The sequence below is a fragment of the uncultured Alistipes sp. genome (assembly GCF_963931675.1).
In the GTDB taxonomy this organism is placed as follows: domain Bacteria; phylum Bacteroidota; class Bacteroidia; order Bacteroidales; family Rikenellaceae; genus Alistipes.
Genome location: NZ_OZ007039.1, coordinates 1,074,230 through 1,088,678 on the forward strand (window position 1 = coordinate 1,074,230; position 14,449 = coordinate 1,088,678).

Sequence of the window (14,449 nt, forward strand, 5' to 3'; positions counted from 1 at the left end):
ATGAGCCCGACTTACGATTTGTAATTTTTTTAACATTTCTCAATCCATATCACAAACCAAAACTTGCCAACCTATGAAGAAAACATTTTTACGCATGTTGCTTCCTGCGCTCCTCATCGGTCTGCTTGCATCCTCCTGCATCGAGGACAAGGCAAAAGATGCGGCTGCCAGGCTCATCGTGAGCAAGGTCAGCGTGGAGGTCATCCAGACCGGAACGCTGAGTACCGGATCAAAGGCCACGTTGGACATCCTGGCCAACCGCGGCTATACCATCACCTCCTCAGCCGACTGGCTATCGGTCGACAAACCCGTCGGGAAAGGCCGGGTGACGGTCGTACTCGATGTCGAATCCAACGATACCGGAAAACCCCGCACCGCCTACCTCTCGGTGACGAGCGAAGAGCTGACTGAAACCGTAACCGTAACCCAGACGCTCGACCCCGACACCGACGACGGGCTGGAGATCGGCCATGTCTACCTCGAGGACGACTTCGCATGGTGCGAACAGTTCGGAGGCGAAGACCAGGTACAGTTCCCCGACCAGGGCTCCACAAAACCTGTCCGCAACGAGGCCGAAGCCGTGGCCAAGTTTGAAGAGATGGGCTACAGCGAGTACAACTACGCCGGCAATGCCTTCTACATGGCCAAGCACTACTTCAAGATGGGCAAGAACAACCAGCAGAACGGACTGGCCATCGACATGGGCAAGTACATCGAGAAGGAGAAATCCTCGACCGTCACGCTGACCTTCGATGCTGCTCCGGTCGTCTCGATCGACGGCTCGGGATCCGACATCACGCTCCGCGGCATCGACGACACATCGGTGACCGTCGAGGTCTACGAAGGCCCGGGAACCGTCGACGGCCCCACCTCCAAGACCAGCGATGCGCTCACCATGTCGAGCGTCACCTCCTGGAACCAGTGGGTAAGCATGAAGGTTACGCTCTACGGCGTCTCCGACCGTTCGCAAATCGTCATACGCTCCACTCAATTCGGACAATCGGGATACCACCGCTGGTACCTCGACAACATCAAGATGGTCAAGGCGCCCCGCAACTAAACTGGGTCAACAATCATAAACCGAAACACCATGAATTTCAAACATATGTTATTCAGGGCAACGTCCGCCCTGCTGTTCATGTCGGGAATCGGGCTGGCAGGATGCAACGAAACCGAACCCGATGCATTTCTCACGGTCACCCAGCAGGAGATCGAGGTCGAATATACCGGACTTACCGTTGAGGGAGAGATGGTGAATTTCGAACTGGGGACCAACCGTTCGTGGCAGGCCACCTACGTCGAAGAGTGGATTCACCTCACCCATAGTGAGGGAGACCGCGGCCGTGTACGCATCTTCCTCGACATTGACGAGAACAATACCGGCAAGGACCGCACCGGATTCATTATCTTCGAAGGCGAAGGCGGAACACGCCGCACCATCGCCGTCACGCAGAAACTCAAGGTCGACGCGCTTTCCGTCTCCCCGACGGAGATCACTGTCGTGAAGTCGGGACTGCTCGAAACGGGCGAAAAGGCCGAAATATACCTCTCGACCAACAGCGACTGGACAATCACGGTTGCCGACGACAGCAAGTGGATCACTCCGGCCGCCACCTCCGGGGAGGCCGGCGACATGAGCATCGAACTGACCGTCGAGCAGAACAAAACCGGCGGCGAACGCACGGGATCGTTCGTCATCAACGCCGGGTCGAAGAGCGAGACCGTCACCGTCATCCAGAATCTCGAGGGATTAAAACTCTCCGCCGACAATTTCCGTGTGAACAAATTCGGATTCTCCGACGAGGCCCAGACCCCGCTGACCTTCACGATCACATCCGCCGAAGCGTGGACATCGACCTGCGACGACTGGCTGTCGATCGAACCCGCCTCGGGAGAGGCAGGGGAGACGGAGGTAACGCTTCTCGTCTACGAAAACACTTCGGGAGCACCCCGCGAGGGAGCGGTGAAGATCACCACCTCGCTCAACGGACTGGAAGCCGCCGTCCGGATCGATCAAAATGCGAAGAATTCGCTTTACGACGATGACGGCGAGGCAGTCGGATACGTCTACTACAACGAGCCGTTCGACTGGGCCATCCCGTTCGGCATGGACGACCAGGTCGGGCTCGACGGCGCCAAATGGACGCGGCTCGGCGTGCAGGCAAACGCCGAGATCAAAGCCGCCTGGGCGGCATGCGGGCTCGAGGACCTCAATCCGAGTGCAAACTGCCTCTACATCGCCTCCGACTACCTCCACATGGGCGGCAAGAACAAGCAGACGGGAGTCATCCTTCCGGCCATCGACGTTCCTGCAGGGCAGTGCACCGATGTGAAACTTGCGTTCGAGACCTGCGCCAATATTGGCGGATCGGGAAATCCCGATGCCATTACCGTCACGGTCGAGATTCTCGAAGGCCCCGGCACGGTAAACGGCGACTCGGAGAAGTTGAGCGCCCCCATGACCCCCGATCCGGTCTGGGGATGGACGTCCATGAGCGTGACGTGCTACGGCATCACCGCCGACACCCGGATCGTCATCCGCTCCACACAACAGGATGCAAGCGGCTATTTCCGCTGGTTCCTCGACGACATCAAGATGACGAAAACCGCAGTAGAATAATTTAACGGGACCCAAACATGAAAAACATACTGTCAGATATGAACAAGAGATTTGCAGCGACGGGGAGATCCCTTGGGGGCTATCTTCTGCGCATCGTATGCTGCCTGCTGCTGACGACAGCCGCGCTGTCCCTGCAGGCCCAGAACCGCAATCAGGTGAGCGGCCGGGTGACCGACGCGGCCGGCGAGCCGCTCGTCGGCGCCACCGTCGTGGTCGTCGGCACGACAACCGGAACGACGACCGACATCGACGGAAACTATGCGATCAATGCCCCGACCGCCGGGCAGCTGAAGTTCTCGTACATCGGATATGCCGAACAGACGGTGGAGATCGGCACGCAATCAGTCATCAATATCACCCTGCAGGACGACAGCCAGGTACTCAAGGATGTCGTGGTCATCGGATACGGCACGATGGAAAAGAAGTCGGTGACCTCATCCATCACCTCGATCAAGAGCGACGACCTGACCGCCGGCATGGGCGGGTCGACAATCGCCACGGTACTTCAGGGCAAGGTTCCCGGACTGACTATTTCGGGCAGCTCCAGCCCCAACAGCAGCAACGGATTCCAGTTGCGCGGCGTGGCATCGATCAATGCCAGCCAGAGCCCTCTCGTCGTGATCGATGGCATCCCCGGCGGCGACATGCGCGCCCTCATCCAGGAAGACATCGAGTCGATCGACGTACTGAAGGATGCCTCGGCAGGTGCCATCTACGGCACACGCGCGGCCGGCGGCGTGATCCTCATCACGACCAAACGGGCCAAACAGGGGCGCGTAAGCGTAAACTATACGGGAGAATTCTCGATCGAAAGCATCCGCAAATACCCCGACCTGCTCTCCTCGAGCGAGTATGTCGAATACGGGCTCGGCGAGGATTACGGATCGGATACCGACTGGTTCAAGGAGCTGACCAACGAGCTGCCATTCTCGCAGCGCCATACGGTGAGCCTCTCGGGAGGTACTGAGGCCGCCCAGGTCTATACCTCGTTCATGGCCCAGGACCAGAAAGGTATCGTTATCGGCGACAATCGCAAGGACTATTCGGGACGTATCAATGCACGTTTCAACCTCTTCGACGGACTGGTCGAGGTACGCGCCAACGCCCAGTTCCGCGAGGCGGAGCGCGACAACCGCAACTCGTCGGGAATCTTCAAGATGGCGTTCGGGCTCAACCCCACCATCCCGCTCTACGACCCCGAGAATCCCTCGGACTACAACGTCGTGGGGAACGGCATCTCCGGCACGAGCTTCAACCCTGTTGCCGACATCATGCTGCGCACGAAAAACGGCAAGGACCAATGGCTGCTGGCCGATGCCACGGTGAAAATCAACCTGATGAAGGGGCTTTCGCTGCAAGGGACCGTAGGCATCGACAAGCGCCAGTACCAGGAGTACACCTACGTCTCGCATGACCACAAGGAGTCGATCGACAACAGCCGCCGCGGAGGTGCCTCGCACAAGTTCAGCAAGGATAACCGCGTTTCGGTCGAGGCATACGCCAACTACCACCGCACCTTCGCCGAGGACCATACGCTCGACGTCGTGGCCGGATACAGCTTCTGGCAGGCCGGAGGCGAGAGCTTCAGCATGTCGAACTACGACTTCCCGGTCGACGGAGTCGGCCCGTGGGACATGGGCGTCGGTTCGTACCTCACGGACGGCCGCGCCTCGATGGATTCGAGCAAGGACCCGCGCGAACGGCTGCTGTCGCTCTTTGGGCGTGCCAACTACTCGTACAAGGACCGCTACATGGCAACGGTAAGCTTCCGCCGCGAAGGTTCCTCAAAATTCGGCCCGAACAACCGATGGGGTAATTTCTGGGCCGTCTCGGGAGGCTGGCGCCTCTCGAACGAGGCCTTCATGCGCGACATCCGCTGGATCGACGACCTCAAGATCCGCCTCGGATACGGCGTAACGGGTAACAACGGTTTCGGAAACGGCTACACGACCCGCATGTACACGGCCAACGACATGTGGCCCACCAACGGGATCTGGCAGCCCGGATACGGCTCGGTCCGCAACATCAACCCCGATCTGAAATGGGAGGAGAAGTCCGAGTTGAACGTCGGGTTCGATTTCGCGCTCTTCGACAACCGCCTCTGGGGAAAATTCGACCTCTATTACCGTCAGGTCAACGACATGCTCTACAACGTCAACGCCCCGATGCCCCCGATGGTGCACGACACGGTGATGAAGAACATCGGCAGCCTCGAGAACAGAGGCTGGGAGTTCGAGCTCGGCGGGGACATCGTACGCAGCAAGAACTTCCGCTATACGTCGTCGGTACGCCTGTCGCACAACAAGACTCGCATCAACCGGTTGGGAGACGACGGGTTCTTCCTCGACGAGGTGACGTTCCCCTCGCCGGGCAACCCGGGAACGGCCGTGCGCCTGCAGAACGGACTTGAGCTGGGACAGTTCTTCATCTACAAATACGCCGGGCTCGACGAGAATGGCAAGTGGCTGATCTACGACAAGAACAACGAAATCGTACCGGCCATCGACGGCAGCACCTCGAACCTCATCGCCGAGAACAAGCATTTCGTCGGCAACGCGATTCCGAAGGTCATTCTGTCGTGGGACCACACCTTCAAGTACAAGAACTGGGACCTGTCGGTCTACCTGCGCAGCTGGCTCGACTACGACGTCTTCAGCCAGGTGAACATGTACTACGGACTGGCCAACGACTCGCAGCTCAACGTCCTCAAGTCGGCCTACACGCGCAACCGCAATATCAAGGACGAAAAGATCCTCTGCGACTACTGGCTCGACGACGGATCGTTCCTCAAGATCGACGCCATCAACCTCGGATATACGCTCGACCTGAGAAAATGGACGCGCTACATTCAGTCCGCGAAACTCTACCTGACGATCCGCGACCTGGCCGTCTTCACCAACTACAACGGGCTCAACCCCGAAATCGACATCAACGGACTCTATCCCGGATTCGAGTACGTCAACGACACCGCATCGATGTATCCGCAGACGACCCGCTTTACGCTGGGTGTGCAGATAACCTTCTAATCCAAAATCGAAAATCGTTATGATCAAGAAACATATAATTGCCGTACTGGCCGGGGTCGCCGCCATCTCCGCACCCTCCTGCGACCTCGACGAGAAATTCTACTCGGAAGTCACCCCCGACACCTTCATCACCTCGCCCGAAAGCACCTACGCCGTGCTGTGCAGGCCCTTCACCCACTGGAAATGGTACATCGGGGCCGACAGGTGGTACCTCCAGGAACTGACCACCGACGAGATGGTATGTCCCAAACGTGGCAGCGACTGGTACAACGGCGGAGAATACTATCGCCTGCACTACCACACCTGGTCGCCCGACGACCGGTTCATCGTCAATACCTACGACGGCACCACCGGGGGCATCTCGCGCGCCCTGGAGGCCAAAGCCGACCTCCAGGCCGTAGACTACAACGCCATCGGGCTCGACGACAAGGTCAAGGCCGACCACATCAACCAGCTGAACGCCATCACGGCCTACTTCTACATGCGCGGGCTCGACTACTTCGGAGGCATGCCCATCTACTATTCGGTCAACGACGACCTCCGGGGCCGCAGTACGGCCCGCGAGACCTTCGAGCATGTCGAGACCCTGCTCAAGGAGGCGATCCCGACCCTCACGAAGAAGACGACGCTCGGGGCATCCGAAGACGGCTACATCAAGCAGGCGGCTGCCGCAGCGATGCTGGCCCAGCTCTACTTCAATGCCGTCGCCTACATCGGCGAGGAGCGTTTCGAGGAGTGTGCCAAGCTCTGCCGCGACATCATCGGAGGCGTCTATGGCACCTACGATCTCGATGACACCTGGTACGGCCCTCACAGTTTCGACAACAACACCTCGCCGGAGGTGATCTGGACGGTGCCCTCTGAAAATGCCAAACTCGAATGGAACTGGTATTTCAAATACTTCTACCACTATTCGGCCTATGAGTACTTCGGGAGCGAGACGGCCGGATACAACGGATTCATGCTGACCCCCTCGCTCGACCCCCAGGGCCGCTACTATACCCAATGGAAACTGGGCAACCCCTACCGGAAATTCCACGACAAGGACCTGCGCAAGAAGCCCTATCGCTACCTCGGCAACGGACAATACGAGGGTATGTTCCTCATCGGTGAGCAGACCAACCCCAACGACCCGTCGAAACAGTGCCTCGGGCAGAAGGAGTACAGCGGCAAGGTGATCAACCTGGTCGACCAGGTCGCCCGTTTCTCGGAGGTCGGCAGCAAGTACAATTCGGTCGCCGATCTGACCTCGACGATGGCCGACGGCGAGGAGAACTCAGGCGTCCGCCTGGTAAAGTCCCCGCAACCCGACCTTGACGACATCCAGTTGCGATGGAATCCCGATTGCCCGGTCATCCGGCTGACGGAGATCTACTACATGCTGGCCGAATGCGAGATGCGGGCAGGGCAGAAGGGAACGGCCGCCGAGCTGATCAACCGGGTACGTGCGCGCAACTTCGAGAACAGGGAGGACCCCGACCCCGTGACGGCCGACAACCTCGATGAATACCGCATGCTCGACGAATGGATGATCGAGTTCCTGGGCGAGGGGCGCCGCCGTACCGACCTGATCCGCTGGAACAAGTTCACGACCGACGCATGGTGGGACCACACGCCGCTCGGAGACGAAGAACAGGCCAGGAATCTGAACCTGTTCCCGATTCCCAACTCGGCCATCTCGGCCAACAACCTGATCAAACAGAATCCCGGGTATACGGGCTATAACCCGCAATAGCGCCCGCGGGCACCGGATTCAAGAGTGTTGAACATTAAAAACCGAAAAAATGATCAAATACATCAAATATTATCTGTTGGCCTTTCTGCTGGTCACCGGTTCGGTCGCCTGCAGCGAGGACGAAGGCGCCCAGATTCTCGGAGCACTTCACGAAAAGGTGGACATCGAGCCCGAACCCGGCATGAACCTCGTAGGGCGCGTTACCGACGGCAAGAATCCGATCGAAGGTGTCGTTGTCAGCGACGGCTTCACGGTGACCACCACCGATGCCCGGGGCATTTACCAGATGCGCGTCAAACGGACGACTCCGTTCGTCTTTGTCTCCGTGCCCGCGGAGTATGAGATCCCGATGGAAAACGGGCATCCGAAGATATACAAGAAGATCGCTTTGGGCGACAACGACGTCGTGCAGCGCAGCTTCAAGCTCGAACGGGCCGCCAAAAAGGAGCGTTTCACCCTTCTGGCACTGGCCGACGTGCAGATCGGCCGCGAAGACGAGGTGACGATGCTCGACGAAGAGGTGCTTCCGTTCCTGATCCCCTACGTACAGGAGGAGCTGCAGGCTCCCGTCTACGGCATCTCGCTGGGCGACCTGGTATGGGACAACATGCCCTACCACACGATCTACAAGGAGCGAATCCAAAAGATCGGCGTCCCCGTATTCCAGGTCATCGGAAACCACGACCACGACAAGGCTGTCTCCGACGATACGGAGGCCGACGCCAGCTTCGAGTCGGCATTCGGCCCCACGTATTACTCCTACAACATCGGGGACTGCCACTTCATCGTCCTCGACGATGTCCTCTACGCGGGCTCGTCCTCCTATACGGCCGACATCACCGACGAGCAGATGGCCTGGCTGGAGCAGGACCTGCAATACGTTCCCGAAGACAAGCTCATCATCCTGGGCGTGCACATCCCGACGTCGCGCCGCAACCGTCCCTCGACCCAAGTCGAGAACTGCGAGGAACTCTATGCTCGGCTCAAGGGCTACCAGGTGCGCATCCTCTCGGGACACTCGCACAACAACTACACGACCACCATCTCCGAATCGATCGAGGAGAACACGCTCGGGTCCGTCATGGGGGCCTACTGGAACGGGAAAGAGCTGTGCAACGACGGCAGTCCCCGCGGTTATGCGGTCTACGAAATCGAAGGGAACCGGATCAAGAACTGGTACTACAAGGGTACGGCCTATCCGCGCGAATACCAGATGTACCTCTACGGCCCGGGTGAGGCCGTCTCGGAGCAGTACCGCGACGGACTGATCTTCAACATCTTCAACTGGCACACCACCTGGACGGTCGAGGTGCAGGAGGACAATTCCGACTGGGTGACGCTCCGCTCGGACTCGAACCTCAAGTACGAAATGGACCGCCGTGCATACGACTTCATGTTCGGCGAAACCGTCCCCGAACACCGTCCGACGGCCGAACCCGAGGATAAGAACGACCACATGTTCTACTACAAGCCCGTTTCAGACTCCTGGGAGAAGGTCACGGTGAAGGCTACCGACCCCTACGGGAACGTATACACCGAAAGCATCCAGAACGAATAGTCCACGGTCTCAACAATCCTCCGTGCCCTCCTGCGGGAGGCACGGAGGGTCTCAACCATGTCTCTGCCCATGAAAAAAACAATTCTCGCACTCCTGATCGCCATGTGCTGCGGGCTCTCCGCCCGGGCGCAGGACTTCGAAAACCCCCTTGTCTTCGGTGAGAACCGCCTGACGCTCATCACCCCGACCCTGTTCCGGCTGGAGTTCGCCCATGACGGGAAATTCATCGACGCCCCGACCTACTTCGCCTACGACAGAAGCAACCTGCTCCCCGCCACCGAGTTCAAGGTCCGCGCGTTGGGCGACAACCGCTACGAGATCACGACCTCGGCCCTGCGCATCGTCTACGAACACGACGGATTTCCTTTCGGGCTCCACAACTTCGCAGCCTACTATACCCTCAACGGCAAAGAGAAGAAATTCACCAACCGCTGCATCTTCCGCAACAACCTCGGAGGCCCGATCGAGACCCTCGACCGCGTCACCGGGGAGATTCCCATGCACGACGGGCTGCTGAGCCGCGACGGCTGGTACGTGATCGACGACGAACGTTCCGACCTGCTGATCGACGGATGGCTCGCCCCGCGCGACACGAAAAGCCACGTACAGGACCAGTACTGCTTCGTCTACGGCAACGACTACCGGGCCGCCCTCGCCGACCTGGGGGCCATCAGCGGGCACGTGCCCATGACCCGCAAATACATCCACGGCGTCTGGTACTGCCGCTACTGGGACTATACCTCCGAAGAGTTCCTCTCGATCATCGACGGATACGAAGAGAACGACTTCCCGCTCGACAACCTCGTCTTCGACATGGGGTGGCACACCTACGACGCACAAATCGGGACCGGACACGCCGGCAGCCGCAGCTGGACGGGCTACACGTGGGACCGCACGCGTATCCCCGACCCCGGAGCACTGATCGCCGAGGTGCACCGCCGCGGCGTCACCGTATCGCTCAACGACCATCCGCACGACGGAATCCGTCCCCACGAGGAGATGTACGCAGACTTTATGGCCGACATGGGCGCCGACCCCTCCAAACCGCTGCTCTTCGACGTTGGGGACCGAAAATACATGGAGACCTTTTTCAAACATGCCCACCATTCGACCGAAGATCTGGGAATCGACTTCTGGTGGCTTGACTGGCAACAGAACTACCTCTATCCCGAGGTGCGCGGTTACCGCTCCACGACACTGCAATGGATCAACGAGCTCTACTACCGCGAAACCGAGCGGAAAGGGCTGCGCGGCGCCGGATACAGCCGCTGGGCCGGCTGGGGCGACCATCGCCACCCGATCCAGTTTTCGGGCGACGCCCAGGCCAACTGGGAGCTGCTCGCCTTCGAGGTGAAGCTCACCGCCGCCAGCGGCAACGCGGGCTGCTATTACTGGGCGCACGACATCGGCGGATTCCGCGGTGACCCGAATCCCGAACTGACGGTACGGTGGACACAATTCGGAGCGCTTTCAGCCGCCCTGCGGGTCCACTCCACGAAGGATGCGCGCCTCGACCGCCGCCCGTGGCTCAGCGGAGAACGCGAAACCGTCGCCATGCGCCGCATGTACCACATGCGTTCGGAGTTGATGCCCTACATCTACAGCAGCGTCTGGCAGACCCACTCGACGATGGTGCCCCTCAACCGCCCGATGTATATCGACTACGGGCATGAAAAACCCGCCTACGAAAATCCCCAGGAGTTCCTCTTCGGGGACAACCTGCTCGCCGCGCCGATCACCTCGCCGGGAGAGGGCGAAGAGAGAATCGCCTCACAACAGGTGTGGTTTCCCGCAGGGGACGTATGGTACGACTTCTTCACCCACGAACGTGTCGACGGAGGCCAGGTGCGCCGCATCGCCAAACCGCTCGACGAATTCCCGCTCTACGTCCGCGGCGGCTGGGTGCTGCCCATGCAACCCTACACGCCCCGTCCCGCATCGACACCGCTCACCACGCTCGTCATGCGCGTCTATCCCGCATCGGGCGATGCCAACAACACCTATACGCTCTACGAGGACGACGGATTGACCCGCGATTACGAACGCGGCCTGTACGCCACCACGGAACTCAACTACCGTCGCCAGGGAGAGGTGACGACCATCACCATCCGCCCCGCGTCGGGCAGCTACGAAGGGCAGGTCCCCCAACGGGCCTACAGACTCCAGCTCCCCGCCATGGGAGAAATCCGCCGCGTCAAGGTCAACGGCCGCACCGCAAGGATTTCGTACGATACGCAATTGGAGTGCCCGACCGTAGAGGTCCCGGCAACGGACATCCGCAAGGAAATAAGGATAGAGATCTTCGGATAACCTTTCCGGAAACGACCCGCACGAAAAGTGAATCCCGCGCCATGGAAATGATGCGGGATTCGCTTTTTTTTATAAATTTGTCCTCAAACGACCGCTGCCGATGAGAAAACCGTCCCTTTCCGCCATCCTCGGTGTCGCGACCTGTCTCGTTCTCTTCTGTGCCTGCCGCAAAGACGGCAACGAACAGGTATTCGACGAACTGGATCGGGTCATCAGTCAGAAATCCTGCTACGCAGAGCGTTTCAACCGACAGGCCGATTCGCTGCGCCGGAGACTCGGCGCTGCACCCGACGACACGTCAAGATGGCAAATGGCCCACCACCTGTTCAACGCCTACATCACCTACGACATCGACTCCGCCGCCCGTTACTCCGAACTGATGTACCGTTATGCCGCCGCAACCGGCGACCGGGAGATGCAGTTCCTCTCGACAACCTGCGATGCCGGGGTGCAGATCGCCCGCAACAATGTCGGAAGAGCCTACAAACTGATCCTCTCGCTCGATACGGTCGGCATCAACAAACGCATGCGGGCGAATTACTATACACAGCAGATGGCGATTTTCGGACGGCTCGCCGCCTCGGAAGGCCCCGAAGAGCAGCAGGCAAAATATACCGATTCTCTCGTCCGGCTGCGCCACACGCGCATCGGCTTCGACGGACACTCGTACGTCACCCGCCAACGACTCCGGGCCCTCGAACTCATGGACATGCACCGCTATGACGAGGCGCTGGAGATTCTGCTGCCGCTCTACGACCCCGAAAAGTACAACAACCGCACGCTCGCCCGCATCGCCTACAACATCGCCAACGCCTATGAGGCGCTCGGCGATCGGGAGCAGAACAAGTTATGGCTCGCCACAACGGCGATTTCGGACCTCCAGACCCCGGTCCGCGAGTACCTCTCGCTGTACAACCTGGCGCTGCTGATGTTCGAGGAGAAAGATATGGAGCGCGCGGCGCGTTATATCCAGTGCACGATGTCCGACATGCTGGAGTGCAACTACAACACCCGCATCCTCCATTCCAGCCAGGCCGAGATGATCATCAACCAGGCCGTCGTCTACAGCATCAACTCTCGCAGCCGCATCCTGACCGTCATGATATACATCTTCATGGCACTGTGCGCCATCATCCTGCTGTTGCTCATGTATACCCTGCAGCAGCACCGGAAGCTGCAGCAGACCAACAGGCAGCTCAACGAGTGGAACGAGCAGATCCGCCAGCTGAACGACAGCCTGCGCGACGCCAACAGGATCAAGAACAACTACGTGTTCCGCTACATGCACCTGGCCACACAGTACATCGGCCGGGTCGATCAATATCGGGACGAATTGCGGAAAACGGCAAAAAAAGAGGGGCCCGAGGCCCTGATGCGCAAGTTGCGGTCGCCGTCGGATGTCGACCGCGACTACCGGGACTTCTACCGGATTTTCGACGAGACGTTCCTCGGCATCTTCCCCGATTTCATCGAGCAGGTCAACGCCCTGCTCGAAGAGTCGGCCCGTTTCCCCGTACGTGCCGACAAGACGCTGCCCACCGAACTGCGGATCCTGGCCGTCATGCGGCTCGGAATTACCGACAGCGGACATATCGCCAGCTTCCTCAACTGCGCTTCGACGACCGTCTACACCTACCGCACCAGATTGCGCAACTCGGCGCTCGGGGCGCGCAACGAATTCGAAAAACAGGTGCGGCTCATCGGCTTCTGACCGGCAACCCGGAGGGGAGGGCGAAAGTACACGCCGTGCTCCGATACACCGTCGCAGCCGCTACATCAGCCCCATGCGCTTGCGGGCGAAGGGCATGACCCACGCCGGGGACTGCTGCTTCGACAGCAGGTCACGCATGTATTCCATATAGGGCTCCGTATGGCGGAAGTAGGCCTTCAGCCCCTCGCAGAGCGAATTCTTGCGGCAGCCGTCCGAACCCGTCTCGAAGCGATGCTTCGGGCATTCGCCCCGGCAGGCGAAGTAGTATTTGCAACGCAGGCATTCGGCCGGCAGGGCGTTACGCTTCGCCAGGCCGAAGTCGCGGCGCTTCTTCGAACGGTAGATCTCCGCCAACGGTGTCTCGCGGATGTTGCCCAGCAGGTATTCCGGATAGACGAAGTGGTCGCACGAGTAGACATCGCCGTTGTGCTCGACGACCAGCGCATCGCCGCACGTCTCACCCATCGAGCAGACGCCCGGCTGCACCCCGCACCACTGAGCCAGCGTAGCATCGAACATCTGCACGAAAGTGCGGCCCACATCGCTCACGACCCACTCGTCGAAAATGTCGCACAGAAAGCGGCCGTAACCCGCGGCCGTGACCGACCACTCGGCCAGCCGCGCCCCCTCGCGCTCCGGGGAGACGATCAGCGGGCGGTGGAAACCCGCCACGTCGACGACATGTTCGACGGCAGGCAGGAACTGCATGTATTTGCTGTGCACCGTGTCGCGGAAGAAGCGGTAGATCTCCGCGCCGCGTCCTTCGCAGAGGCGGTTCACGACGCTCAGCGTGTTGTACTCCACGCCGCCGTGCCGGAACATCGAGATCGTCTGCATCACCCGTTCGAAGGTCGGCCGACCGCCCTTCGTCACGCGGAACGAATCGTGGATGTCCTGCGGGCCGTCGAGCGAAATCCCCACCAGGAAATTATTTCCTGCGAAAAGATCGCACCACGCCTCATCGACAAGCGTGCCGTTGGTCTGCAGCGTGTTCTCGATCCGTTTGCCGTCGGCATATTTCTGCTGCAACTCCATCGCCTTGCGGTAAAACTCGATTCCCAGCAGCAGCGGCTCGCCGCCATGCCAGCAGAACTGAACCGTATCCACCTGGTTGGCCTCGATGTATTGCCGGATGTAGAGTTCCAGCAGCTCGTCGCTCATCACCGCCTGCCGGCCGCCGTACTGGACGGCCTTGTCCAGGTAGTAGCAGTAATGGCAGTCGAGGTTGCAGGTCGAGCCCGCGGGTTTGAGCATCGTCGAAAAGGCCACCGGACCTACCTGCTTCTCGGCGTCCCGGAAGGTGAAAATGTCCTTGTTTTTCATCGGAAAATCGCTTTTGGCTGGTTGCAAAGACAAAGATAGGAAAAGTCGGGCACAAAAAACCACCTCCGCACAGGGTTTTGTCAAGACGCACCGCCTGTTTTACAGGAAAAGAACATTTGTTCGCCAAAATAAAACAGAGAAAACCCTCTGACCCCATAAAAAGCAC

General features: G+C 59.5%; 8 protein-coding genes. 7 read left to right on the forward strand and 1 reads right to left on the reverse strand.

All coding sequences use genetic code 11. From position 1 onward, the window contains the following. Positions 1-73: 73 nt before the first annotated feature. From ABGT65_RS04725 to ABGT65_RS04755, 7 genes are all read left to right on the forward strand, one after another. Complete coding sequence (locus ABGT65_RS04725) at positions 74-1,060, forward strand: BACON domain-containing protein (RefSeq protein ID WP_346700133.1); 987 nt, start codon at positions 74-76, stop codon at positions 1,058-1,060. A 30-nt stretch (positions 1,061-1,090) separates the two neighbouring features. Continuing rightward, positions 1,091-2,620, forward strand: coding sequence for a BACON domain-containing protein (locus ABGT65_RS04730; RefSeq protein ID WP_346700135.1), 1,530 nt, complete (start codon positions 1,091-1,093; stop codon positions 2,618-2,620). A gap of 38 nt (positions 2,621-2,658) precedes the next feature. Continuing rightward, positions 2,659-5,646 carry a SusC/RagA family TonB-linked outer membrane protein gene (locus ABGT65_RS04735; RefSeq protein ID WP_346700136.1) on the forward strand — a complete coding sequence of 996 codons (2,988 nt, stop codon included), beginning with the start codon at positions 2,659-2,661 and terminating at the stop codon, positions 5,644-5,646. Positions 5,647-5,665: 19 nt separating this feature from the next. Beyond that, on the forward strand, positions 5,666-7,381 hold the full coding sequence (locus ABGT65_RS04740; protein ID WP_346700137.1) for a RagB/SusD family nutrient uptake outer membrane protein: 1,716 nt from the start codon (positions 5,666-5,668) through the stop codon (positions 7,379-7,381). 49 nt (positions 7,382-7,430) lie between these two features. Next, positions 7,431-8,939: a calcineurin-like phosphoesterase family protein gene (locus tag ABGT65_RS04745; protein ID WP_346700139.1), complete on the forward strand. Its 1,509-nt coding sequence runs from the start codon at positions 7,431-7,433 to the stop codon at positions 8,937-8,939. Positions 8,940-9,008: 69 nt separating this feature from the next. After that, positions 9,009-11,249 (forward strand): TIM-barrel domain-containing protein, encoded by a 2,241-nt coding sequence (locus ABGT65_RS04750; protein ID WP_346700140.1) that lies wholly within the window; start codon positions 9,009-9,011, stop codon positions 11,247-11,249. A 100-nt stretch (positions 11,250-11,349) separates the two neighbouring features. Further along, on the forward strand, positions 11,350-12,960 hold the full coding sequence (locus ABGT65_RS04755; protein ID WP_346700142.1) for a DUF6377 domain-containing protein: 1,611 nt from the start codon (positions 11,350-11,352) through the stop codon (positions 12,958-12,960). A gap of 60 nt (positions 12,961-13,020) precedes the next feature. On the opposite strand, the gene ABGT65_RS04760 is transcribed toward ABGT65_RS04755, so the two are convergent. Beyond that, the gene (locus tag ABGT65_RS04760) at positions 13,021-14,283 is read right to left on the reverse strand and encodes an anaerobic sulfatase-maturation protein (RefSeq protein WP_346700144.1); all 1,263 of its coding nucleotides are present in this window, start codon (positions 14,281-14,283) and stop codon (positions 13,021-13,023) included. Positions 14,284-14,449: the final 166 nt, after the last annotated feature.